Annotated in this window: 24 protein-coding genes; 15 read left to right on the top strand and 9 right to left on the bottom strand. The window is 46.6% G+C overall.

Annotation, left to right across the window (positions count from 1 at the left end; translation table 11 throughout):
* Nucleotides 1-58: 58 nt before the first annotated feature.
* Together ppa and CSH92_RS11045 are read right to left on the bottom strand one after the other, a co-directional pair.
* Nucleotides 59-592 (bottom strand): inorganic diphosphatase, encoded by a 534-nt coding sequence (gene ppa, locus CSH92_RS11050; RefSeq protein ID WP_100657696.1) that lies wholly within the window; start codon nucleotides 590-592, stop codon nucleotides 59-61.
* Nucleotides 593-742: 150 nt separating this feature from the next.
* Nucleotides 743-1714 carry a class 1 fructose-bisphosphatase gene (locus tag CSH92_RS11045; RefSeq protein ID WP_100657695.1) on the bottom strand — a complete coding sequence of 324 codons (972 nt, stop codon included), beginning with the start codon at nucleotides 1712-1714 and terminating at the stop codon, nucleotides 743-745.
* Between the two features lie 219 nt (nucleotides 1715-1933).
* Between CSH92_RS11045 and mpl the strand changes: the two genes are divergently transcribed.
* The 3 genes from mpl to CSH92_RS11030 are packed head-to-tail and all read left to right on the top strand — an operon-like array spanning nucleotide 1934 to nucleotide 4773.
* Nucleotides 1934-3331, top strand: a complete 1398-nt coding sequence (gene mpl, locus CSH92_RS11040; protein ID WP_100657694.1) for a UDP-N-acetylmuramate:L-alanyl-gamma-D-glutamyl-meso-diaminopimelate ligase — start codon at nucleotides 1934-1936, stop codon at nucleotides 3329-3331.
* Complete coding sequence (locus CSH92_RS11035) at nucleotides 3328-3969, top strand: flavin prenyltransferase UbiX (RefSeq protein WP_276307868.1); 642 nt, start codon at nucleotides 3328-3330, stop codon at nucleotides 3967-3969. Before mpl ends, CSH92_RS11035 begins: the two co-directional genes overlap by 4 nt.
* A 3-nt stretch (nucleotides 3970-3972) precedes the next feature.
* Nucleotides 3973-4773, top strand: coding sequence for a S1/P1 nuclease (locus CSH92_RS11030; RefSeq protein WP_100657693.1), 801 nt, complete (start codon nucleotides 3973-3975; stop codon nucleotides 4771-4773).
* A 99-nt stretch (nucleotides 4774-4872) separates the two neighbouring features.
* Here the strand turns inward: CSH92_RS11030 and rraA are convergent, their stop codons facing one another.
* On the bottom strand, nucleotides 4873-5358 hold the full coding sequence (gene rraA, locus CSH92_RS11025) for a ribonuclease E activity regulator RraA (protein ID WP_100657692.1): 486 nt from the start codon (nucleotides 5356-5358) through the stop codon (nucleotides 4873-4875).
* Between the two features lie 177 nt (nucleotides 5359-5535).
* Between rraA and CSH92_RS11020 the strand changes: the two genes are divergently transcribed.
* The 8 genes from CSH92_RS11020 to CSH92_RS10990 are packed head-to-tail and all read left to right on the top strand — an operon-like array spanning nucleotide 5536 to nucleotide 11774.
* Nucleotides 5536-6048 (top strand): phosphatase PAP2 family protein, encoded by a 513-nt coding sequence (locus tag CSH92_RS11020; protein WP_100657691.1) that lies wholly within the window; start codon nucleotides 5536-5538, stop codon nucleotides 6046-6048.
* Between the two features lie 7 nt (nucleotides 6049-6055).
* Nucleotides 6056-7123: an MJ1255/VC2487 family glycosyltransferase gene (locus tag CSH92_RS11015; RefSeq protein WP_100657690.1), complete on the top strand. Its 1068-nt coding sequence runs from the start codon at nucleotides 6056-6058 to the stop codon at nucleotides 7121-7123.
* A gap of 50 nt (nucleotides 7124-7173) precedes the next feature.
* Complete coding sequence (gene lptM, locus CSH92_RS17125) at nucleotides 7174-7341, top strand: LPS translocon maturation chaperone LptM (RefSeq protein ID WP_164084720.1); 168 nt, start codon at nucleotides 7174-7176, stop codon at nucleotides 7339-7341.
* Nucleotides 7341-8591: a diaminopimelate decarboxylase gene (gene lysA, locus CSH92_RS11010; RefSeq protein WP_100657689.1), complete on the top strand. Its 1251-nt coding sequence runs from the start codon at nucleotides 7341-7343 to the stop codon at nucleotides 8589-8591. The genes lptM and lysA overlap by 1 nt, the downstream gene beginning before the upstream one ends.
* 35 nt (nucleotides 8592-8626) lie before the next feature.
* Nucleotides 8627-9457 carry a diaminopimelate epimerase gene (gene dapF / locus CSH92_RS11005; RefSeq protein WP_100657688.1) on the top strand — a complete coding sequence of 277 codons (831 nt, stop codon included), beginning with the start codon at nucleotides 8627-8629 and terminating at the stop codon, nucleotides 9455-9457.
* On the top strand, nucleotides 9454-10140 hold the full coding sequence (locus tag CSH92_RS11000; protein WP_100657687.1) for a DUF484 family protein: 687 nt from the start codon (nucleotides 9454-9456) through the stop codon (nucleotides 10138-10140). Before dapF ends, CSH92_RS11000 begins: the two co-directional genes overlap by 4 nt.
* Nucleotides 10141-10143: 3 nt before the next feature.
* Entirely contained in the window at nucleotides 10144-11040 is an 897-nt protein-coding gene (gene xerC, locus CSH92_RS10995) for a tyrosine recombinase XerC (RefSeq protein ID WP_100657686.1), read from the top strand.
* Between the two features lie 8 nt (nucleotides 11041-11048).
* A complete protein-coding gene (locus CSH92_RS10990) occupies nucleotides 11049-11774 on the top strand; it encodes an HAD-IA family hydrolase (protein ID WP_100657685.1) in 726 nt (241 codons plus the stop codon).
* A 7-nt stretch (nucleotides 11775-11781) separates the two neighbouring features.
* Here CSH92_RS10990 and cysE read toward each other — a convergent pair whose 3' ends face one another.
* Complete coding sequence (gene cysE, locus CSH92_RS10985) at nucleotides 11782-12585, bottom strand: serine O-acetyltransferase (RefSeq protein ID WP_100657684.1); 804 nt, start codon at nucleotides 12583-12585, stop codon at nucleotides 11782-11784.
* A 202-nt stretch (nucleotides 12586-12787) separates the two neighbouring features.
* Between cysE and CSH92_RS10980 the strand changes: the two genes are divergently transcribed.
* On the top strand, nucleotides 12788-13564 hold the full coding sequence (locus CSH92_RS10980) for a hypothetical protein (RefSeq protein ID WP_100657683.1): 777 nt from the start codon (nucleotides 12788-12790) through the stop codon (nucleotides 13562-13564).
* Nucleotides 13565-13589: 25 nt separating this feature from the next.
* On the opposite strand, the gene CSH92_RS10975 is transcribed toward CSH92_RS10980, so the two are convergent.
* Nucleotides 13590-13985 carry a TspO/MBR family protein gene (locus CSH92_RS10975; protein WP_100657868.1) on the bottom strand — a complete coding sequence of 132 codons (396 nt, stop codon included), beginning with the start codon at nucleotides 13983-13985 and terminating at the stop codon, nucleotides 13590-13592.
* A 230-nt stretch (nucleotides 13986-14215) separates the two neighbouring features.
* On the opposite strand from CSH92_RS10975, the gene uvrD reads away from it, so the two are divergent.
* Nucleotides 14216-16384: a DNA helicase II gene (uvrD, locus tag CSH92_RS10970; protein WP_100657682.1), complete on the top strand. Its 2169-nt coding sequence runs from the start codon at nucleotides 14216-14218 to the stop codon at nucleotides 16382-16384.
* A 47-nt stretch (nucleotides 16385-16431) separates the two neighbouring features.
* On the top strand, nucleotides 16432-17676 hold the full coding sequence (locus CSH92_RS10965) for a GGDEF domain-containing response regulator (protein ID WP_100657681.1): 1245 nt from the start codon (nucleotides 16432-16434) through the stop codon (nucleotides 17674-17676).
* On the opposite strand, the gene rarD is transcribed toward CSH92_RS10965, so the two are convergent.
* Both rarD and CSH92_RS10955 read right to left on the bottom strand, forming a co-directional pair.
* The gene (gene rarD / locus CSH92_RS10960; RefSeq protein ID WP_100657680.1) at nucleotides 17673-18587 is read right to left on the bottom strand and encodes an EamA family transporter RarD; all 915 of its coding nucleotides are present in this window, start codon (nucleotides 18585-18587) and stop codon (nucleotides 17673-17675) included. The genes CSH92_RS10965 and rarD overlap by 4 nt on opposite strands.
* Before the next feature lie 57 nt (nucleotides 18588-18644).
* Nucleotides 18645-19982 (bottom strand): magnesium transporter, encoded by a 1338-nt coding sequence (locus tag CSH92_RS10955; RefSeq protein ID WP_100657679.1) that lies wholly within the window; start codon nucleotides 19980-19982, stop codon nucleotides 18645-18647.
* A 112-nt stretch (nucleotides 19983-20094) separates the two neighbouring features.
* Between CSH92_RS10955 and recQ the strand changes: the two genes are divergently transcribed.
* Nucleotides 20095-21918, top strand: a complete 1824-nt coding sequence (gene recQ, locus CSH92_RS10950) for a DNA helicase RecQ (RefSeq protein ID WP_100657678.1) — start codon at nucleotides 20095-20097, stop codon at nucleotides 21916-21918.
* Here the strand turns inward: recQ and CSH92_RS10945 are convergent.
* Together CSH92_RS10945 and CSH92_RS10940 are read right to left on the bottom strand one after the other, a co-directional pair.
* The gene (locus CSH92_RS10945) at nucleotides 21915-22580 is read right to left on the bottom strand and encodes a glutathione S-transferase family protein (RefSeq protein WP_100657677.1); all 666 of its coding nucleotides are present in this window, start codon (nucleotides 22578-22580) and stop codon (nucleotides 21915-21917) included. The genes recQ and CSH92_RS10945 overlap by 4 nt on opposite strands.
* 56 nt (nucleotides 22581-22636) lie before the next feature.
* Nucleotides 22637-22954, bottom strand: coding sequence for a c-type cytochrome (locus CSH92_RS10940; protein WP_240612793.1), 318 nt, complete (start codon nucleotides 22952-22954; stop codon nucleotides 22637-22639).
* Between the last annotated feature and the right edge of the window lie 55 nt (nucleotides 22955-23009).

The following is a 23009-nucleotide window of genomic DNA, read 5'->3' as shown; positions in this document are numbered from 1 at the left end:
CGCAAAACCAAAAAGAGCCCACTTTGGGGCCCTTTAGCAATCTATTCAGCGAAGGTTATTATCCTTCCTGTTGATAACGCTCAACGCTTGAAGTGATTTCTTGTTTCGCCGCATCAACGCCTTCCCAACCTTCGATTTTAACCCATTTATTCGGCTCTAAATCTTTATAGTGGGCGAAGAAATGCTCGATTTGCTTCAGCAACAAAGGCTCAACATCTTCGATTTTTTGTACGTTGCGGTACATGGTTGATAACTTATCAACGGGTACTGCTAGCACTTTTGCATCTTCACCCGACTCGTCTGTCATCTTTAGCACGCCAATTGGGCGCACGGCAATCACTGAGCCAGACAACAATGGAAATGGCGTGATAACTAATACGTCTACCGGGTCACCATCATCAGATAATGTATGCGGAACATACCCATAGTTTGTTGGGTAATGCATACAAGTTGCCATGAAGCGGTCTACAAACAATGCACCAGAGTCTTTGTCTACCTCGTACTTAACTGGATCAGAGTGCGCTGGAATTTCGATGATTACATTAACTTCATCAGGTAATTTTTTGCCCGCAGGGATCGCGTTCAAGCTCATAAGAGTTTCCTTTACATTAATCGATAAAAATTTTTGCCGCTGATTATACGGATTTATCACTCAATTGACATCACTTACGACGTTTGTCGCATGAGTGAATGAAGCCCTCTGGGCGAGTTCATTAAGCGCTCGCCCCGGATACGTTTGGCCTTACTTCTGGTAATAGCTCAAACAGGCCTCGACTTCTTTTTTAGAGCCTAACAAAGTGGGAACCCGTTGATGGATTTCAGAAGGCATCACCTCCATGATGCGGCCAGCGCCTGTATCCGCCAAACCTCCTGCTTGTTCCATCAAAAACGCCATTGGATTGGCTTCATACAACAGACGGAGTTTACCTGGCTTGGCGGGGTTGCGCTTATCAAATGGGTAAGCAAAGATACCGCCACGACAAAGTACGCGATGAATGTCGCCCACCATCGCGGCAACCCAGCGCATATTGTAGTCTTTCTTGCGCGGCCCCTCAGAGCCCGCGATCAAATCAGCCACGTAACGTTGAATAGGTTCTTCCCAATGACGTTGGTTAGATGTGTTTATGGCAAACTCACTGGTTTCTTCTGGCACTCTTACGTTGGCCTGAGTGACCAAGAACCCGCCATGGGTCTTATCCAGGGTATACAAGTGAGTGCCTCGGCCCGTGGTCATTGCGAGCATTGTGGATGGACCATACAAAACATAACCGGCTGCGACCATTTGTGTGCCTGGCTGAAGGAAAGCCGAAGGATCATCAGGCTCCATCCACTGCGGAGCGTGTGTAATGGAGAAAATAGTCCCAATGAGGCTATTGATCTCAGTATTAGAAGAGCCGTCCAGAGGGTCAAAACTAACTAGGTACTTCCCTTCTGGATTACAGGGCACAACGTTATCTTCTTCCTCAGAAGAAATCGCCTTTACATAACCGGATTCACGTAAGGTATCTTTTAAAATCTGATTAGAAATCACATCCAGTTTCTTTTGTTTTTCACCTTGCACGTTTTCACTCAAAGTCGAACCCAGCACGCCGGCAAGCGCCCCCTGACTAACCCGGAAGGAGATTTCTTTACAACCTGCCAGTAAGGTTCGAATTAATAGGATAAGTTCGAGTGGTGCACCGTCGTTTTGCAATTGTGAATTAAGTCGTTTCATTCTGACTGTAAGCCTTATTTTTTCTGTAGGGGTTGGTTTTTGACAGTGGGTTCATGTTACACGGCCAATAAAACAGGCACTCATTATTATTGTATAGGTGTGCCACTGGCGAATAATTGTACCCTTGTTAGCAAAATTGTTAAAACTGTTATTCGTTACCAGCTGCATTTGATACAGTGATGCCATAGTCAACAGTAAACATAATCTAATCATTCGCGTATGCACGTACACATTCTGGGCATTTGTGGCAGTTTCATGGGTGGTATTGCTGCGATTGCCAAAGCTTTAGGTCACGAAGTCACTGGCTCTGACCGCAATGTTTACCCTCCCATGTCAACGCAATTGGAAGATCTGGGTATCAAACTCACCGAAGGGTACGATACCAGTCAGTTCGAACCTGCTCCGGATATGGTCATTATCGGTAATGCCATGGCGCGTGGCAATCCCGCGGTTGAATATGTACTCAATCGAAACTTACCCTACACCAGTGGTCCACAATGGCTACTCGACAACTTGCTGAACGATCGCTGGGTACTCGCCGTCGCGGGTACCCACGGCAAGACCACTACAACAAGTATGCTGGCTTGGATACTCGATCATGTGGGCTTGAATCCCGGCTTTCTCATTGGGGGTATCCCGCAGAACTTCGGGATTTCTGCGCGTATCGGCTCAAGCCCGTTTTTTGTAATAGAGGCCGATGAATACGACAGCGCATTTTTTGATAAGCGTTCCAAGTTTGTTCATTATCGTCCAAGAACGCTTGTTCTTAATAATCTAGAATTTGATCATGCCGATATTTTTGACGACTTAGCCGCTATTCAACGTCAGTTTCACCACTTGGTGCGCAGTGTCCCCGGTAATGGCTTGATCATTTCACCGCAAGAGGATGAAAATCTGCAGTCAGTGTTACAACAGGGGTGTTGGAGTGAGCAGCAAGCGCTTGGCAGTGAATGGACCTACAACTTACTGCAAGCCGATGGTAGCTTATTTGAAATTCTGCATCACGGCAAAGCCCAGGGCGTGGTCGATTGGTCGCTAATTGGTCTACATAATGTTGTTAACGGCGTTATGGCGATTGCAGCAGCTCATCATGCTGGCGTTAAAATCGATGATGCAATAGCAGCTTTGAACAGTTTTCAAAACGTCAAACGCCGCATGGAAGTTAAGGGGCAAGTTGGCCACACCACGGTGTATGATGATTTTGCTCACCACCCAACTGCGATCAAGACCACTCTTGAAGGACTGCGCCAACGTGTAGGAACAGAGCGCATCATCGCTGTTCTGGAGCCACGCTCGAATACAATGAAGATGGGTATCCATAAAGACTTGTTAGCCGATGCGTGGTCAATGGCGGATGAAGTTTTCATTTACATTCCCGACACGGTTACTTGGTCAATTGCAGAGGTTAAAGCAGCGAGCCGATGCCCAGTTCACGTTTTTAGTAGTGTAGATGAACTGGTTGCTGAACTGGTGCGTAATGAGCATCAAGTCGCGGACGCACCGCTTGGCAACCCCGATGCTTTAAACATACCAAACCAACATATTCTGGTAATGAGTAACGGCGGATTTGAAGGGATCCACGGTAAGCTATTAACCCAACTTGGAAAAGTACAGTGATACAAGCGAACAATACGCCTAAACAAATCACTCTCGCAATAACTGGCGCCTCCGGAGCTCCTTATGCGTTGCGCCTACTAGAACAGTTGATTGCAGCCGATTATCAAGTCTATTTGTTAGTCTCGGCGGCAGCCAAGGTGGTGTTTGCAACTGAAGAAGGCATGCAAATTCCCAGCGGCAAAGATAAAGCTTCGGCTTGGTTTAGTGAGAAACTCAGAGCAGCTGAAGGGCAAATTGTTTATTGTGGCAAAGAAGATTGGTTTTCACCGGTCGCTTCAGGCTCGGCTGCGCCAAAACAGATGGTCATTTGCCCCTGCAGCACCGGAACCCTCTCGGCCATTGCGCGTGGTGGATGCGATAATTTGATTGAACGTGCAGCCGACGTTGTAATTAAAGAAAAAGGTCAACTGATTATTGTGCCAAGGGAAATGCCACTATCTTCTATTCACCTGCAAAATATGCTGACGTTGAGTAATCTCGGCGTTACCGTGATGCCGGCTGCGCCTGGCTTTTATCATCAACCCAAAAGTATCAGTGATCTGGTTGACTTTGTTGTTGCACGAATTCTGGATCATCTACAAATTTCACAAACCTTAGTCGACCGCTGGGGCTACTCGCCGCAGCGAAAAGAGGATTAATAAATGAGACTAAATGTTCTTTTATCAGTAGTTGCTGGATTATCTCTGGTCAGTGCCGAAGCATTCGCTTGGGGACAAACAGGGCATCGCGTTACCGGTAAAATTGCTGAAAGCTACTTATCATCAGAAGCCAAAGCAGCTATTACGGCGTTGCTACCTAACGAAACACTTGCTGAAGCCTCAACCTATGCCGATGAGCAACGTTCGAATCCCGCTGATTTTTGGCAAAAGGTTGCAGGCCCGTATCATTATGTAACTGTGCCAGAAGGCAAACACTATCATGAAGTCGGAGCTCCAGAGCAAGGCGACAGTGTTACCGCATTAGCAAAATTTCGCCAAACGTTGTTGGATAGCGACGCAAGTCTGGCAGACAAGCAGTTAGCCCTGAGGTTTATCGTGCACATTATCGGTGACTTGCATCAACCGCTGCATGCCGGCAATGGCACAGATCGCGGTGGTAACGACGTAAAGGTACGCTTCTTTTGGGAAGATTCGAACTTGCACCGAGTTTGGGATTCCGGGTTGCTAGACCAACGCCAACTGTCCTATACCGAATGGTCTGAGTGGTTAGGCGCAAAAATATCAGCGGAAAATGTACAAGCATGGTGGGATAGTAACCCAGCGACCTGGATTGCAGAGTCAACACAATATCGTGACGGACTGTATCCTGAAGACGCCAATAACTTGTCTTGGAATTATCTATACCAGCACATCCCGACGGCGAAGCTAAGACTGCAACAAGCAGGAGTGCGGATTGCGGCTTATCTAAATGAGGTTTTTGCTGAGCAAACGGCAGGACAATAAAATCTTGCGCAATTTTTGTGAGTGGAGCAATGCCAACAAAGGCATTGCTCTCATGCAAGCCTGAGTGTGTATACTAGCGTAGTCATATCGCCGTTTGCGTTAGTCTACGTCCAGTGGTTCCGGAGACAAGATCACGCCTGTACTATCAGCATAGATGTGATCCTCAGGCAGGAAGGTCACTCCTGCGAAATTTACAGCCACGTCAACATCACCAGTTTGTTCATCATCCGCTAAAACTGGAATACTGCCAACTGCAAGGATGCCAAGATCAAGATCCTCAAGGGTATCTACATCTCTCACACTGCCATAACAGATGATACCTTCCCATTGGTTTTCCACTGCCAGCTGCGCTACTCCCGCATCGACGAGTGCTCGGCGCAATGAGCCACCACCGTCAATAAGCAAAACCTTGCCTTCGCCATTTTCTGCAATCACTCGGTCAATCAAGCCTTTATCTTCATAGCATTTGATCGTGGTAATCTCGCCGCCAAAAGACAAGCGCCCCCCATAGCTAGAAAAAATTGGCTCAACAACATCTACGCTGTCCGCAAATAGGTCACAAAGCTCGGATGTGTTGTATTCCATGGTTGTTCCTTAGATACACCTTTGATTGGCTCTTTTGCAGTCTAGCATCGAGTTGTTATTCAGCGCCAGTTTCGCACACAGCATTGTCATCAACACGTCGTCAAAGCGTCACAATTATGTCACTCAAGTTAACTATGTTGCCCATAAGGTTATTGCTAAGAGTATGACGCAATGCGAATGAAGGGGTTACTTGAGCAAGATCGGCGCTTATTTTTCTGGATATTCAATGCCAGCAGTAGCATCGGCATGCGACGCATTCTTTTTGTTTCAAAAACGGGGGACGGGTATCTGTATCTCCTTATTGCTGCACTGCTCTGGTTTTATGATCCTGTCCATGGTGAACTGTTTATCTACGTTGGTTTACTTGCCTATGCATTCGAATTGCCTCTGTTTTTACTCCTAAAGAAGTGGTTGAAACGCCCAAGACCCGCGGATTTACTTAGCGATTTCAACGCGCACATCAAACCTGCTGATAAGTTTAGTCTGCCATCCGGACACACTGCCGCCGCGTTTTTGATGGCGACAATATTAAGTTATTTTTACCCACCCATCGCTGGGCTGGCCATTCTATGGGCCGGGCTCATTGGTTTGTCACGTGTACTCTTAGGCGTACATTACCCCAGCGATATTCTTGCTGGCGCTGTATTGGGCACCAGTGTTGGCTTATTCAGTCTTTTAGTAATGGCGTAGTCGAAGTATGAGAATCGCATATGGAGTGCAGGGCACTGGCAATGGGCATATCACCCGGGCCCGCATAATGGCACAAGCGTTCGCTGAGAGAAGCGATGTAGAAGTAGACTACTTTTTTAGCGGTCGACCGCGGCAGCAGTACTTTGATATGCAAGCATTTGGCGAATTTAAAAGTTTCCCAGGCTTGAGTTTCGCCACTAAGAACGGTCGCGTTAACCATCTTCAAACGCTTAAGAATGCGCAACCATGTCGCTTAATTAAAGATATTAAGCAGCTTGATTTGTCCAGCTACGATCTTTTGATTAATGATTTTGAACCCATCACTGCATGGGCTGCCAAAAGCTGTGGTGTGCCCTCAATGTCAATCAGTCATCAAGCAGCGTTCAACTTAGGCGCTCCGAAAACGGGAGCAACCTTTATTGATCAAGTTATTATGCGTAGTTTTGCTCCTGCAGACATAAAGCTTGGCGTGCATTGGTATCACTTTGGTCAAACCATTTTACCGCCATTTATTCATGACGTGACAAACGGTGACAACGGACTAGATGGCTATTTAGTCTACCTACCTTTTGAAGCAACCGATGATATAGAAGCCACGCTTGAACCTTTGAGTGAGGTTTCCTTCACCTGTTTTCACCCAACCGTGCAGGAAGTCAAAAAACAGGGCCACATTACCTGGCACCCAACCGCGGTCGAGCCCTTCCAGCGCCAATTAAAACAATCTGAAGGCGTTATCGCTAATGCAGGTTTTGAGTTGTCGAGTGAAGCGCTGAAGTTGGGTAAGAAGTTGTTGATCAAACCCCTTGCCGGTCAATTCGAACAACTGTCTAATGCCCACACTTTGAAACAGCTCGCGTTATGCGAAGTGATGTATCAATTGGATACTGATGCAGTAGAGGAATGGCTGGCCATGCCATCGATTGAACCCATCGACTTCCCGCATGATCCTCATCTGCTAATTGACTGGATCACTAAGCAAGATTGGGACAGTACCAACAAACTCTGTGATTCCCTGTGGAAACAAGTAAAGTTCCCTGAACAAACCCGTCAGCGATTAATGGCACTTGCTTTTTAAAGTGTCGATGCGATGATATCGGCACAATTGGAGTTCATCGCATAGAGCCTGTGAAAACTAAAAAACATTTCGTTCTTATCTTTGCGTTAGTCGCATGGACACTAGCCGCTGCCGGCTGTGGGTATAGAGGGGCACTATACCTTCCCGAGCCCACGCAAAGTAATCAACAATCGGCCCCTGAAGAGACGCCAGAAACAGAAGTAAAAGAGCAACCCTAATGGATTATTTTAATTACAAAAATGGCGCTCTATATGCTGAAGAAGTGCCGGTAGAACAGATTGCTGCTGATTTTGGCACACCCTGTTATGTGTATTCACGTAAAACCCTTGAGCGCCACTGGCATGCCTTCGATAATGCCGTTGGAAAGCATCCCCACTTAGTGTGCTATGCAGTAAAAGCTAACTCAAATTTAGGTGTGCTTAGCGTGCTCGCCAAACTCGGTTCAGGCTTTGACATTGTTTCCGGTGGAGAACTAGCTAGAGTCATTGAAGCCGGTGGCGATCCGGCTAAAGTGGTATTCAGTGGCGTCGGTAAAACTGTGGAGGAGATCCGCTACGCCCTAATGCAAGGGATCTTGTGCTTTAACGTCGAGTCCGAAAGTGAATTACATCGGATTAACAGTGTCGCCGCAGAAATGGGGGTTTCGGCACGAATTTCATTACGCATCAATCCTGATGTCGATGCCAAAACTCATCCGTATATCTCCACCGGACTGAAAGCCAATAAATTCGGGATCGCACGCGAGCGAGCCAAAGAGGTCTATCAGTTAGCTGCGAGTTTGAGCCATCTTGAAGTTGTTGGGATGGATTGCCATATTGGTTCTCAACTCACTGACCTAACGCCATTTGTCGATGCGCTCTCGCGTTTACTCATTCTTATTGATGAACTTGCTGAGTTAGGTATCAAGATCAAACATTTAGATGTTGGGGGCGGTTTAGGCGTGCGTTATCGCAATGAGGAGCCTCCACATCCAAATGATTATGCTGCCGCTATGGCCGAGCAATTATCCGGGCGTGAAGACTTGATGTTAATTTTAGAGCCGGGCCGAGCAATCAGTGGTAATGCGGGTATTTTGCTCACTCATGTCGAGTTTATAAAAGCCGGTGAAGAAAAGAACTTCGCCATTGTCGATGCCGCTATGAACGACCTATTGCGCCCTGCTCTCTATTCCGCTTGGCAAGAAATTGTGCCGGCAATTGAAAACAAACAGGCTGCTACGCATATCTATGATGTTGTTGGACCGGTATGTGAAACTGGCGATTTTCTCGGTAAGGAACGCGAATTAGCGATTGCTGAAGGGGATTTGTTGGCCGTTCGCAGCGCCGGCGCTTACGGCTTTGTTATGGCCTCAAACTACAATAGTCGCTGCCGTCCAGCCGAAGTTATGATTGATGGAGACAAGGTTAATTTGGTGCGTGAACGAGAAAAACTAAAAGATCTCTGGAAAGGAGAGCATAAACTTACGTAAACTATAACTATAACGAAAATAATAATGCGCTGCTAATGCTTGTAGAATTCTCAAAAATGCATGGTCTGGGGAATGACTTTGTCGTCATCGATAACGTCACTCAGAATGTATTTTTGTCAAAAGAAAAGATCCAAAAGCTCGCAGATCGCAATTTCGGTATCGGCTTTGATCAATTGTTAATGGTTGAACCACCCTACGACCCTGACCAAGATTTTCACTATCGAATATTCAATGCTGACGGCACCGAGGTCTCGCAATGTGGAAATGGCGCCCGTTGTTTCGCACGATTTGTAAAACTTAAGGGCTTAACCAACCGCAATAAAATTGTGGTCAGTACCAAAGCAGGGCGCATGGTTCTTTACATCGAACGCGATGGCAATGTTACGGTTAATATGGGCAAGCCAATTTTCACCCCGGCTGAGATACCCATGATGGCGCAAAAAGAAGAGAAAACTTATGTCATTCGCGCCGACGACCATACCTTATTTTGTGGCGCAGTTTCGATGGGTAATCCTCATTGTGTCATGGAAGTTGACGATATAGATACAGCGCATGTAGCGACCTTGGGGCCATTACTGGAGCAGCATGAACGATTTCCGGAAGGGGTCAATGTGGGTTTTATGCAGATCCTGAATAGTGGCCATATCAAATTGCGTGTTTTTGAGCGTGGCACTGGTGAAACATTGGCATGTGGCAGTGGCGCGTGCGCAGCAGTTGCAATAGGACAAATTCAGGGTAAATTAGGTAAAGATGTGCGAGTTGAATTGCCCGGTGGCAATTTGAAGATTCGCTGGCAAGGTAAGGATAACGTACTAAAAATGACAGGGCCTGCAGAACATATATACGATGGGCATTTCCAGCTATGAAAGATGCCACTCAACCATCAATAGCAACGCTTGATGCGCACGAAGAAGAACAGCTCAGCGCTGAGCAAGTGCGCGCATACTTGTTACAAAACCCATCGTTCTTTGCGCATTGCCCAGAACTGTTAGAAAAATTAGAGATTCCGCACGAGCAACACGGCAGCGTGTCGTTAGTAGAAAAGCAGAGTGAAATTCTACGTAATAAGGTTCGTCAGCTGAGCCGCAAAATCCATCAGCTAATTGCAATTGCTAAGCAAAATGAACGCATCTATCGAGTTTACGTGGACCTCAATATAAAACTCTGGCAGTGCAAGGATTTCGGTGACATTCAAAACACCCTTGAAGAAGTCATGTTAACCCAATTAAAACTGTCTGCAGTTGCTGTTAAGCCATTTGCTGGTCCATATGCGATGTCCGAATTGCATCAGCGCTTGTTTACTGAGAAACATTTCAAGAATAAGCTTTTTTACTTTGGCCGCCTGAGCCAACACGAGAAGCAATTGTTGTTTGATGAACAACCCGCTGAGTCTGTGGTGCTAGTAAGGTTAGGCACAGACAAAGACTTAGGCATTTTGGCTGTGGGCAGCAACGATCCTGGGCACTTTAATCCTGATATGGACACGTTATTACTGACCCAGCTACAGCAGTTTTTAAATATTTTACTGCCCGACGCCATCGGATTTTAACCCATGGTTGCTGTGAGCACCGAGCAGCACTTGAATGATTTTATTCAGTATATCCGAGCCCAGCGCGGACTTTCAGAACGCACCTGTGAGCAGTATCAACGACAGGTAAATGCACTACTGGCAGATGCCGAGTGTAACAACGTTAAGGCGCTTTCAACGGCGCATGTTAAATCTGCCATAATGCGCGCCCGCAAAGCAGGATTATCGGCGCGAAGCACCGCCAATCGACTGTCTGCAGTGCGAACCTTTTGCCAATATCTACTTAAAAAAAATATTTTAACCAGTGACCCCTGTGATGGAGTCCAAGCGCCTAAATTACCAAAACCACTGCCAAAGCAACTTAGTGTCGATGAAGCCCAGCGCTTGTTAGATAGCGCTGAGCAAGATGATGTATTGCTCACACGTGACCTTGCGATGTTTGAATTACTTTATGGCTGCGGATTACGTCTATCGGAATTAACCGGTCTAAATTTACAGGATATTCAAGCAGACAATACACTCAGAGTGACCGGTAAAGGCGCAAAGCAGCGTATTCTACCCATCGGACGTAAAGCACAAGAAGCACTAGCACGTTGGCTGCAAGTCAGGGCGAGTTTTGCTATGCCTGACGCATCAGCAGTATTCTTAAGCAAGCAACAAAAGCGTATTTCCAACCGGCAGGTTGCTAATCGATTGAATCGCGTCGCGCTGCAGCAAGGCCTAGATAGCGCAGTAAATCCGCACAAATTGCGCCACTCATTTGCCACCCACATGTTGGAGTCGAGTGGTGATCTGCGTGCTGTGCAGGAATTACTGGGTCATGCCAATTTATCAACAACCCAAGTCTATACGCACTTGGACTTTCAGCATCTAGCCGCGGTTTACGACAAAGCCCACCCACGTGCGCGCAAAAAAAACTAAGGTGACACATGATTTTTTATCGACCACTCGCGCCAATCAAAGCTCTCTCTTTTGATTTAGATGATACGTTGTGGGATAACGGCCCAATTATACGCCACGCCACACAGGCATTAGCCAATTTTCTGCGCGACGAATACCCGCCGATTGCAGATTTAATACACGAGCATTGGCAGCGGCATCGTAATGCTTTGGTAAAGCAAGATCCGCGCTTGGCCTCTGATATGAGCGTATTGCGCCACAAGATCTTACAAGCGTTAGCGCGGCAGGCTGGCTTTGCTGAGCAAGACCAAATTGAAGTCGCCGATCGCGGTTTGGCGCACTTTTTCGCCCAACGCAGCGCTTTTAAAGTTAATAAGAATATTTATTCTTTATTGGAAAGGCTGAGCGAAAACACCCCTTTGATCGCTATCACTAATGGCAATGTCGATTTGACGCAGGTGGGTATTGGGCAATTCTTTCAACAGGTATATCAAGCTAACATTGATGCTCCTATGAAACCCGACCCAGCAATGTTTTACTCTGCACTGGCGCAATTAGGTTTGCCTGCCGAAGAGGTTTTGCATGTTGGCGATCATCTTGTTAAAGACGTGTGGGCCGCCCATCGATTAGGTTTTCAAACTGCCTGGTTTGCCTGTAACCGCGAGATGAATTTAATCAATGAACCCGTACGCGCTCTTCCTACAGTGCAACTAAAAGACTTGGAAGAGCTTGTTCAAATACTTCAGATAAGATAAAGAATATTTATTCTTTATCCTCTAATACGTTTTGCTTCATTGAATCACAAGGCATACAGCAATCAGGTTTACCTACAATTTTAGCTGGTACGCCAACTACGGTAACCCCGCTGGGAACATTGCTAAGGACAACGCTACCAGCGCCCACTTTACTGCCTTTACCAATTTCAATGTTACCCAAAATCTTAGCACCAGATCCTAACATCACACCGGCCCGGATTTTGGGATGTCGGTCGCCTGACTGATTACCAGTACCGCCTAAGGTTACGTTTTGCAGGATTGACACGTTATCTTCTACCACTGCTGTTTCGCCAATGACGATACCCGTTGCATGATCCAACATCACGCCCTTACCAATTTTCGCTGCTGGATGAATATCAACACCAAAAACTTCAGAATTACGGCTCTGTAAAAATAAGGCTAAATCATGCCGTCCGTTGTGCCACAAATAATGCGCTAAGCGATGAACCTGCACCGCCTGAAAACCTTTAAAATACATCAAGACAGGAAGGTAAGAATCTACTGCAGGGTCACGATTGACGATAGCGATACTGTCACACATGGCCGACTCAACAATATTCGGTGATAGCAGGTATGCCTCATCAAAAACTTCACGTATCGCGAGCGCTGGCATCACGTTATCAGAGAGTTTATTGGATAGAATAAAACTCAAAGAGCTCTCGAAGTTGTGATGAGCCAAAATGCATGCGTGCACATAGCTGGCTAGTAGTGGCTCTTGTTGAACAGTGGTTTGCGCTTGCTGTTTTAAGGTTAGCCAAAATGATTGCGTATCAATATCTTCGCTGAGCATTTGATGAGTTCCCTTTGAGGTAGTGAATTAGATGTAAGGACACTACTTGATAAATCAATACGACCAGATTAATCACGATAAACTTTCCAACCTAGCCCCCGCCAGAAAGAAGAGATAAAACGCACTGGCAACGAGACAAGGAGCATGGTGAATAGACTGCCGCTTATCTAAGCTTGAATAGAATAAGTTGAGGATAATCAGAATGCGACTTTGGCTCGGATTCATCGTCTTGTTGATAGTCGGCTGTGGCGGCGGTGCGGGTTCTGCTAGCAGCGAAAATGAGACTTTAACGTCACCTACACCACCGGCATCGCAAACGCTGCAACCAGGTTTTAGGGTTATCATGCTGGGCAATAGTCACTCCGCTGCTAACAACTTGCCAGGGATGATACAGACGTTGATCCAACAGCAATTTCCGCAACACGGTACCTACGTGTATCGCGTCCCTCAATTTAAATTTTTAAGCGACCACGCAGGGTCCTCTGTAACGTTAGCAGCTTTGGCTGCAGAGCCTTGGACACATGTGATCCTACAAGCGCAAAAATACTCACAGAGCTTTCAGACTGAGTATCCCATCAACGGCGCGCTAAATCTGGTTCAGCTTGCACACAATAGTTCTGCTCAGGCAATTATGTTTCCAGAGTGGGCACAGGTAGGACGTGCTGCTGAAACCGACTACATACACAACATCCACGCTAAAATTGCGACGCAAAGCGGTGCTTGTGTGGCCCCTATTGGCTATGCTTGGGAGCGAGCATTGGAAATACAACCTGATCTTGAACTGCATGCCTCTGATGGCAACCATGCGGCACTTGCCGGAAGTTTTTTGACCGCGCTAGTCATGTTTGAAGTTATCACCGATTATCCAGCCGATTTAGTGCGGCCGGTAGAGAGTCTTGAAATTGCACCAACCACGCAACAGTTGTTAGGGCAGGTAGCCACTTATACAATTGCTAATCACCCAGCCTGTGACTACTAAAACCGTTTGCGTTCTGGTTATCGCATTACCAATTCATAACTGTGATCATTGTTTGCAGTACCGTCGCTACCGACACCCAAGCTAAATAGGGTAATTGCGCAAGAGCGACCCATTTATTATGTCGCCATACCGCAACGATCATCCATACAATCGTCCCCCACACAACAAGAATATCAAGCGTTGCTAGTTCGAGATTACGCAAGCCAAACTGGATTGGTGTGAAAATTAGATTTGCAATTAAATTAATGGCAAAGGGTAGCGCTAAACCTTTAGGGTATTTCTTGCGCCAAATTTGGATAAAAACCCAAGCAAAAGTAACAATTATGATGGGGTACAAAATTTGCCACATCATACCAATAAATGCAGGATCAGGGGTCCAGTCAGGTTTAGCCAGGGCGTCGTACCATTCTCGAAATTGCATGATGTTCTCTTCTAAGCGCATGTTTGTCGGTTTGATTACCGCTGGTAAATAAGAACAGATCATACAGCGATACAAAAACACGATTATCTTTTGTACTTAGTGCCTGTAAGAAAATCTAGAGGGAATTCTTGAAAGAGTACAATGGATTGCACCGCTGAAATCTCAACCGCTGTATAAATTAACAGATAAACTGGTATACTCGCGATTTAATTTGACCATGCTGCAGTATTATGGACGTTTCCCGACTTCTCGATGATTTGAATGACAAACAGCGCGATGCTGTCGCCGCACCGCCATCCGATATGCTGGTTTTGGCTGGTGCCGGAAGCGGTAAAACGCGCGTCTTAGTGCATCGCATCGCATGGTTGATGGAAGTCGAACATATTGCCTCGCATAGCATACTAGCCGTTACCTTTACGAATAAAGCGGCAAGAGAAATGCGTGGGCGTATTGAAAGTTTAATGGGTCAATCATTGCATACCATGTGGATTGGCACATTCCATGGTTTGGCACATCGTTTGTTACGCAGTCATTATGAAGAAGCCCGCCTGCCACAAAGTTTTCAAATCCTCGACTCAGATGATCAATATCGACTTGTACGCCGTGTACTGAAAAGCATGAATCTGGATGAAAAGCATTATCCGCCCAAACAAATTCAATGGTTTATCAACGGCAATAAAGATGAAGGTTTGCGCCCTCAACACATCGAAACGCACAACGACCCTACGCAAATCAAAATGCGTGAAATCTATACGGTGTATCAGCAAACCTGCGATCGCGCTGGACTGGTAGATTTTGCCGAACTGCTGCTGCGCGCCCACGAACTATGGCTCAACCATCCAACCTTATTGGCTCATTACCAACGTCGTTTCAGAGCCATATTAGTCGATGAATTTCAGGACACTAACAACATTCAATACGCATGGCTGAAACTTTTGGCTAGCGGCGATAATAACATGATGATTGTGGGAGACGATGATCAGTCTATCTATGGTTGGCGCGGCGCTAATGTTAATAATATTCAATATTTTTTGCGGGATTTTGCTGGCGCTAGCACCATTCGCTTAGAGCAAAATTACCGCTCCACTGCGACTATTCTAAAAGCTGCTAATGCGGTTATCGATCACAATCAAGGTCGCCTAGGCAAAGAACTCTGGACTGATGGCGAAGACGGCGAGCTGATCTCCCTATACGCCGGATTTAACGAGATGGATGAAGCCCGTTTCATCGTTTCCCAAATTAAGCGTTGGAGTGATTATGGCAATGCCTTGAGTGATTGTGCCATTTTGTATCGCAACAATGCACAGTCGCGGGTACTCGAAGAAGCCTTACTGCACCAATCTATCGCTTATCGTATCTACGGTGGCCTGCGCTTTTTTGAACGCCAAGAAGTAAAAGACGCATTAGGCTATATGCGCATGATCAATCAACCTCTGGATGATGCTGCCTTCGAGCGGATTGTGAACACGCCTACCCGAGGGATCGGTGAACGCACACTCGCGCAAATCCGGGAAAGTGCACGCTCACTGGACCAGTCCATGTGGCAAACCAGCTTAACTTTGTTGGCAGAGAAACGTCTTTCTGGACGCGCGGCGACAGCTTTGCAAAGCTTTATCGATTTGATCCTGTCATTGAAAGCAGCAACGCTAGATGAGCCGCTAGAGAAACAGGCAGATATTGCGATCAAACGCTCTGGCTTATTCGCTATGTATCAAGCTGAAAAGGGCGAAAAAGCGCAATCTCGAATTGAGAACTTGGAGGAGCTGGTGTCAGCGTGTAAAGCGTTTGAAATGCCAGATGACGTTGAGAACATGACAATGCTAGACGCGTTTCTTGCACATGCGTCTCTTGAAGCGGGTGAGGCGCAAGCCGATAGTCACCAAGACGCCGTACAAATGATGACCATTCATACAGCGAAAGGGCTTGAATTTCCAATGGTTTTCTTAGCTGGGGTAGAAGAAGGAATGTTCCCCAGCCAGCAAAGTCATGATGAGCCTGGCCGACTAGAGGAAGAACGCCGACTATGCTACGTTGGCATGACGCGCGCAATGCAAAAGCTGTATATCACTTATGCGGAATCGCGCCGGGTCTACGGCCAAGACAAGTATCACACCCAATCCCGCTTTATTAAAGAAATGCCGCAAGCCTGTTTAGAGGAAGTCCGCTTGCGCAGCACAGTGTCCCGGCCAGTACAAAACCGTTTTAATCAGCAAACAACCTTTGATGCCGTGGATGAAAGTGGTTTTGCCCTCGGCGATAGGGTAATGCACCCTAAATTTGGCGATGGCACGCTGTTGAATTGTGAAGGCTCAGGCCCGCAAGCGCGCGTACAGGTTAACTTTGATGATGTCGGCACTAAGTGGTTAGTTTTAAGCTACGCTAAATTATCGAAATTATAGGTTACATAGTATACAGTTAAGCTAATAACCATTGTGGTGAGCATGGTATGCAAAAGAAAGTACTAGTGATTGAAGATAGTTCTACTAGTATGAACATTATCAAAAAACTGGTATTGCAAGCTAAGCTGTTACCGGTCAGCGCCTCCACGTTAACTGAAGCTAAACATGTGTTTGGTGCATCTAATCCAGAAGAATATCTTTGCGCGGTAGTGGATTACAACCTGCCAGACGCCCCTTTTGGTGAAGCCATCGACTTCACTATTGCTAGTTTTGTCCCTACCATCGTAGTGACTGGTCGGTTAGATGACGACACGCGAGAGCACGTGCTGAGCAAAGACGTGGTTGATTATATCCCGAAAGAAAACGCCCAGGTTTACGACTATTTAAGTCGGCTGTTGGCCCGCTTAGAAAAAAATAAGCACATTGGCGTTCTGGTGGTCGATGATTCTAGGGTCAGTCGCAGTTCAATGACGTCAATGTTGCGCCGGCATAATTTTCAGACCTTTGAAGCAGAGAGTGCAGAAAAAGGTTTGGCAATTTTACATGAGCGCATGAACATTCAATTAGTCATTACCGATCAAACCATGCCAGACATGACGGGCACCGAATTTGTGGCGGAACTACGTAAGTCCATGCCCAAAGAACAACTGGCAATTATTGGCGTTTCGTCAGGCAATAGTTCGTTACTTTCAGCCCGCTTTTTGAAAAGTGGCGCCAATGATTTTCTGCACAAGCCATTTTGCCAAGAAGAATTCTTGGTTCGTATTAACCAGAATGTGGAATACATTGAAAATGTTGAAGCCATTAGGCGCGCAGCGAATTCCGATTACCTAACGGGTTTGCCTAATCGCCGCCATTTTTTCTACTCAGTCAATCATGTGTCACGCAGCCAACCCGAAAACCAAGCCGTTGCACTGGTCGACTTAGATCACTTTAAGCAAATCAATGATACCTATGGCCATGATGCCGGTGATAAGGTACTCAAAGACGTGGCGAAACTAATCGCCAGCCAATTCTCTGACTTTCATGTGTCACGCTTTGGTGGTGAGGAATTTTGTATTTACTTACCCAATATTCCTGCCCAAGAGGTTGTCGAGCGCTTAGAAACGTTCCGAGAGACTTTGTCGCAAAAGCAAATCCGCTTTCAACAGCAAGATTTACAAGTGACCACCAGCATTGGTGTTACTGTGCAGGGCCGCAAGAACCTAGAAGCCATGCTCGCTAAAGCCGATACCTTATTGTACCAAGCTAAAAGCAGTGGTCGGAATCGAGTTGAATCCGATCTCGACTAAACCGGTTTGATTTTTGCCAATTTGCGCACTTGCCGATAGTTACGCAACGAATCCCAGCAAAAAATCACCAAACCACACCACACAAAAGCGAAGGTGATCATGCGCGCCTGATCAATCGGCTCCTGGTAAAAGAACACCGCCAAAATGAACATAATGCTCGGGCCAATATATTGGAAAAAGCCCAGCGTTGAATATTGGATCCGACGGGCTGCGGCGGTAAAACACAACAATGGTGCTGTAGTAACCACGCCAGCCATTATCAATAATAGATTCATTTCCCAGCTATTTAATCCGAGATTGCTCGCATCACTACCATAGACAGCCCAATACACCAGTGCCAGCGGCAACATCATCATGGTTTCAATGAGTAAGCCAGGCAAAGAATCAACCGCAACGGTTTTACGCAGTAATCCATATAATGAAAACGACACTGCCAATACCAGAGCAATCCACGGAAGATAACCTAATCCCGCGATGGCTACGGCCACACCGCTGATAGCTAAAACCACTGCGAGCTTTTGGAGCGGGCGTAAACGCTCACCCAAAAAGATTCGACCAAACAGAATATTAAACAGCGGATTGATGTAATAACCAAGACTGGCTTCTAGCAACTGATCGTTATTGACTGCCCAAATAAACAATAACCAATTACCCGCCAACAAAATGCCTGCGGCTAACAATACCAACATAACTTTGCGTGAAGTTAGTGCCGTTTTTACTTTCGTCCAGTGTCGTTTAATCGCAATTAGGCCAACCAAAATTAGCGCAGACCAAACCACTCGATGAACTAAAATTTCTGCCGCCGGCATGTGCTGCAATAACTTAAAATAGAGTGGCGCAAAGCCCCACATGCTATAGGCAGCAATGGCAAAAATAACACCAGCGCGAGACTGTTGAGCAAGATCAGACATTTAGGTTAAGTCGTGGCTTTGAGGAAAGCGCGTATTGTGCGCGTTTCCTCACATAAATTACAGTAAAAACAGCGTACCCAAGCCCAAAAACGCCACAAAACCAACAATGTCAGTCACTGTCGTTAAGATAACCGAACCCGAAAGGGCAGGATCGATTTTAAGTTTATCCAGCAACACCGGTATAAACACTCCGGCACAGGCCGCGCTGATAATGTTGACCAGAATCGCCAGCGCAATAACCATTCCCAGTAATGGATTGGCAAACCAGAAGAAAGCCACTATGCCGATAACTATTGCCCAGATAACGCCATTCACGCCACCGACCTGAAACTCTTTTTTCAATAATGCCTGCACGTTAGCGGTGGTCACCTGCTTCAGCGCTAAACCACGTACAATCAAGGTAAGCGTTTGGCTGCCCGCAATACCACCCATACTGGCCACCACTGGCATCAGAACGGCAAGCGCAACAACCTGTTGTAATGTGGCTTCAAACAATCCAATAAACCAAGAAGCCAAAAACGCGGTTAAAAGGTTAATCCCCAGCCACAAGGCTCGATTTTTGGCACTTTTAGCCACAGGTGAGAACAAATCCTCATCTTCGTCCATACCCGCGGTTGCCATCACTTGACGCTCATAATTTTCGTTGATTAACTCTGAGGCAGCGCCAATATCCAAGCGTCCTACAAGCTTATTATTGTCATCCACTGCCGGTAAGGACGTGTAGCCCGAGCGTTGCACCAGCAAAGACGCTGAGACATTCTCGTCGGTGGCCTTAAGCACGGTAAGTCCTTCCTCTGCAAGTTCAACCAAAGGAATGTGCTCGGCAGCGTTAAATACACGCGCGAGTTTCACCGCTTCAGCAAATTGGCCTGATCGATTCAATAAATAAATGGTATCGCAGTAGCTTGGCACTCCCCTACGGATCAAGCGCAATCCTTCTCGCACCTTTGCATTTAGAGGTAAAACCAGCATGTCGTGATTGAGCCAGTGACCAATTTGCTCAACCGGAAATTGGCGAGCATCATCAAAGTAGGCTTGTTGCTGTGAATCGAGAGCCTCATAGGCGCGGTCGATGAGTCGATTGGGTAGTGAGTCCATCAACTCCAATAAATCTTCAGCATCAATGTCACTAAAGATGCTTGCCCACTGATCTTGCGGCGTTGCGTCAATCAGTATTTCCCGCGGATCAGCCCGCATCTCTACCAATACATCCAGCATGCGGTGTTTAGGCAACGCACTAAAGGTCAGGATCCGTTGTTCAACCGGTAACGACTCAAGTATTAGTGCAATATCCGGATCGTCTAACTCCAACATCGCTGAGGAGCGTGCAATCTGGGACGTGTCCTCTGGCGTATTGACCAACTCTTCGATCAATTCGGGTAATTGTTCAGTCATTGCTCGATCCTTAAAAACTTGTCACAACTAGCCAGTGAAGCATGGCGTAAAAATGCGTATCATAGGGCTATCTATTCTTTTGTTGTAGTTTACCATCGATTTTCTAAACCACATGCAATCATCCACGTTGAAAGCCGAAAATAATGCTACGCCAGAACACGTGCTTGCCCACGTGTTTGGCTATTCAACGTTCCGTGACGGTCAACGTGACGCCATCACCAATACGCTCAGTGGCGGCGATAGTTTGGTGCTAATGCCGACTGGTGGCGGGAAATCTTTATGCTATCAAGTCCCAGCGTTAATGATGGATGGCATAACGATCGTCGTCTCACCGTTAATTGCTTTGATGCAAGATCAGGTCGAACAGCTAAAACTCAGCGGCGTAGCTGCGGCATTCATCAACAGCAGTATTGACGAAGCGCAACAACAGCAAACGTATGATGCAATCGAGGCGGGCAGCATAAAGATCGTCTATGTTGCGCCGGAGCGGCTTTTACAGCCCCGTTTCCTCCAGTTTGTCCGCAGTATTAATGTCGCCTTGTTCGCTATCGATGAAGCACATTGCGTTTCCCATTGGGGGCACGATTTTCGCCCGGAGTATCGTCGTCTCGGTGAACTCAAGCAGCATTTCCCAGACATCCCAATGATGGCATTAACGGCAACTGCAGATATCACGACTCAAGCGGATATTCAGCAACAGCTGTGTTTACGTGAACCACTCGTTCTCAAAAGTAGCTTTGACCGCCCCAATATCCGCTATCACGTGTTACCCAAATACAAGGCCTTTGACCAAGTGCTTAGCTATGTAAAACAGCAGGAAGGCAGCGGGATTATTTATTGCAATAGCCGTCGCAAAGTGGATGAACTGAGTGAGAAGTTGCATAAAGCTGGATTGAAAGCCGCTGGTTACCATGCAGGTATGGATAACGAAGAACGAAACTGGGTACAGCGCCGTTTTCAGACTGATGCCATTGACATTGTCGTTGCCACTGTCGCGTTTGGGATGGGGATAAATAAAAGTAACGTGCGCTACGTTTTACATCACGATGTGCCGCGTAGTATTGAAGCTTATTACCAAGAGACTGGGCGCGCAGGGCGAGACGGTATGCCATCAGAAGCATTGTTGCTATTTGATGAAAAAGACGGTGCACGTATTCGTCAATGGATCGCCATGGGAAATGCAGACCGTGAAGCAATAGAGACGCAAAAATTTACCGCAATGGAGGCATTTGCCGAAGCGCAAACCTGCCGCCGACAAGTACTGCTTAACTATTTTTCCGAATTTGCCGGAACAGCCTGTGGCAATTGCGATGTATGCCTTGACCCGCCCCGCCATTTTGATGGCTTAGTTACTGCGCAAAAAGTTCTTTCATGTGTATTACGGATCCAACAAAGCGCTGCCGCCCAATACGTGATTGATATTCTGCGCGGCAAGTCACATAAACGCATTGTGGAAAATCAGCATGACCAGCTGAGCACTTACGGTATTGGCAAGTCAGAACCCGATACCTATTGGCACAGTATCATTAATCAGTTGGTACATAAGGGCTTTTTGCGCATCGACATCACCCAAGGCGCTGCGTTGAAGTTAACGGAAGCCGCGCGGGATATTCTGCGCGGCGACGTTCAGTGCGACCTGGCTATTCCACGTCTTAGCGTGAAAGCTGCAAAGAATACTAGTGCGCAGAAAGCCTATGACAAACGCTTGTTTGCCAAGCTTAAGCATTTACGTAAAAGCATTGCTGATGAAGATAACGTGCCGCCGTTTGTGGTGTTTAGTGACGCTTCATTAGCCGATATGGCAGCGCAAATGCCAACCACAAAAAACGCGTTTTTGGCAGTTTCAGGCGTGGGAGCCACCAAACTCGAACGTTATGGTGACGCTTTCCTATTAGTTATCAACGAGTACCTCGATAGCTTAAGCGATATTGCTTAAGCGTAATCGTATTGCCCGCCTTTTTTGAGTCCGCGCTGATAAGCGTCGCGCGAATGGATCCGCGCAACGAAGTTGGCAATGTTAGGAAAGGCATCCTTACCCTGTTTTGCGACGATGGCCTCTAGCGGAAAACTCATCTGAAAATCCGCAGCACTCAAATTATCGCCTACAAACCATTCACGACCAGTCAGATGGCGCTCCACAAATGCAATATTTGCCTTTATGTTTGGCCCAAAATACGCATCCATCACAGCCTCAACGAATTTATCGACGATATACTTAATGAAGAAGGGCTTAGCTTTATCCCGCCCTTTCTCCAATACCATCTTCGTCACTAACGGAGGCATGAAACTTCCTTCCGCAAAATGCAACCAGAATGCTTGTTCTTGTTTCTCTTTGGGTGATAATTCGGCTAATGTCTGACCGTTACCGTACTGGGTTACGAGGTATTCGATAATGGCGCCCGATTCAGCAATAGTTACGTCATCGTCGGTCACCACTGGTGACTTGCCCAGCGGATGAACTAACTTTAATTCAGCCGGCGCTAGATTAGTCTTAGCGTCACGTTGATAGGTTTTCAATGTGTAATCAACGTCTAATTCTTCGAGTAACCATAAGATCCGCTGCGAGCGAGAATTATTTAAATGATGTAAAACCAGCATGTCTGTTGCCTATTGGACTAAATATCCGATAGATACACTGGGATGGCCGATTTGGTTTAATCAGTCGCTTTAGTTTTTGGCGTTAAGCTACTGTAGTACGCTGCGAGATTTTCAATATCAGTATCGCTCAGGCCTCTTGCCATCGGTGTCATTTGCATATGCCGACGCAAACCATCACGATAGGCTTTGAGCGCATCGACCAAATACAGTTCATTCTGCCCTGCTAAGTTAGGATAATTTGGGATAAACGCCATTCCGTCATTACCGTGACAGCCTGCACAAACCGTTGCTCGCTTTTTCCCAGCCTCCGCATCACCGGCCTGAACGTTGCCTACCAATAAACCACTGATTGCAACAATTAGCAGGGATCGCATTACTAATTTCTTCCGTATTGATACCATACCGCTCATAATTTATTTCAAAGTCTAC

This window comes from Neoalteromonas flava (assembly GCF_002807685.1).
Classification (GTDB): domain Bacteria; phylum Pseudomonadota; class Gammaproteobacteria; order Enterobacterales; family Alteromonadaceae; genus Alteromonas_E; species Alteromonas_E flava.
The sequence above is the reverse complement of the archived record's forward strand: the minus strand, read 5'-3'. Positions and strand labels throughout refer to the sequence as shown.

What these genes read in the sequence shown, in the direction of transcription:
- CSH92_RS11045 (WP_100657695.1), bottom strand. Translation starts at nt 1,714, where the DNA reads ATGAAACGACTTAATTCACAATTGCAAAACGACGGTGCACCACTCGAA.
- CSH92_RS10955 (WP_100657679.1), bottom strand. Translation starts at nt 19,982, where the DNA reads ATGACTGAACAATTACCCGAATTGATCGAAGAGTTGGTCAATACGCCA.
- dapF (WP_100657688.1), top strand. Translation starts at nt 8,627, where the DNA reads ATGCTTGTAGAATTCTCAAAAATGCATGGTCTGGGGAATGACTTTGTC.
- cysE (WP_100657684.1), bottom strand. Translation starts at nt 12,585, where the DNA reads ATGCTCAGCGAAGATATTGATACGCAATCATTTTGGCTAACCTTAAAA.
- rraA (WP_100657692.1), bottom strand. Translation starts at nt 5,358, where the DNA reads ATGGAATACAACACATCCGAGCTTTGTGACCTATTTGCGGACAGCGTA.
- rarD (WP_100657680.1), bottom strand. Translation starts at nt 18,587, where the DNA reads ATGTCTGATCTTGCTCAACAGTCTCGCGCTGGTGTTATTTTTGCCATT.
- CSH92_RS10940 (WP_240612793.1), bottom strand. Translation starts at nt 22,954, where the DNA reads ATGCGATCCCTGCTAATTGTTGCAATCAGTGGTTTATTGGTAGGCAAC.
- lysA (WP_100657689.1), top strand. Translation starts at nt 7,341, where the DNA reads ATGGATTATTTTAATTACAAAAATGGCGCTCTATATGCTGAAGAAGTG.
- ppa (WP_100657696.1), bottom strand. Translation starts at nt 592, where the DNA reads ATGAGCTTGAACGCGATCCCTGCGGGCAAAAAATTACCTGATGAAGTT.
- CSH92_RS10965 (WP_100657681.1), top strand. Translation starts at nt 16,432, where the DNA reads ATGCAAAAGAAAGTACTAGTGATTGAAGATAGTTCTACTAGTATGAAC.
- CSH92_RS11030 (WP_100657693.1), top strand. Translation starts at nt 3,973, where the DNA reads ATGAGACTAAATGTTCTTTTATCAGTAGTTGCTGGATTATCTCTGGTC.
- CSH92_RS10990 (WP_100657685.1), top strand. Translation starts at nt 11,049, where the DNA reads ATGATTTTTTATCGACCACTCGCGCCAATCAAAGCTCTCTCTTTTGAT.
- CSH92_RS11000 (WP_100657687.1), top strand. Translation starts at nt 9,454, where the DNA reads ATGAAAGATGCCACTCAACCATCAATAGCAACGCTTGATGCGCACGAA.
- recQ (WP_100657678.1), top strand. Translation starts at nt 20,095, where the DNA reads ATGCAATCATCCACGTTGAAAGCCGAAAATAATGCTACGCCAGAACAC.
- CSH92_RS11020 (WP_100657691.1), top strand. Translation starts at nt 5,536, where the DNA reads ATGAAGGGGTTACTTGAGCAAGATCGGCGCTTATTTTTCTGGATATTC.
- CSH92_RS10945 (WP_100657677.1), bottom strand. Translation starts at nt 22,580, where the DNA reads ATGCTGGTTTTACATCATTTAAATAATTCTCGCTCGCAGCGGATCTTA.
- CSH92_RS11015 (WP_100657690.1), top strand. Translation starts at nt 6,056, where the DNA reads ATGAGAATCGCATATGGAGTGCAGGGCACTGGCAATGGGCATATCACC.
- uvrD (WP_100657682.1), top strand. Translation starts at nt 14,216, where the DNA reads ATGGACGTTTCCCGACTTCTCGATGATTTGAATGACAAACAGCGCGAT.
- mpl (WP_100657694.1), top strand. Translation starts at nt 1,934, where the DNA reads ATGCACGTACACATTCTGGGCATTTGTGGCAGTTTCATGGGTGGTATT.
- CSH92_RS10975 (WP_100657868.1), bottom strand. Translation starts at nt 13,985, where the DNA reads ATGCAATTTCGAGAATGGTACGACGCCCTGGCTAAACCTGACTGGACC.
- xerC (WP_100657686.1), top strand. Translation starts at nt 10,144, where the DNA reads ATGGTTGCTGTGAGCACCGAGCAGCACTTGAATGATTTTATTCAGTAT.
- CSH92_RS10980 (WP_100657683.1), top strand. Translation starts at nt 12,788, where the DNA reads ATGCGACTTTGGCTCGGATTCATCGTCTTGTTGATAGTCGGCTGTGGC.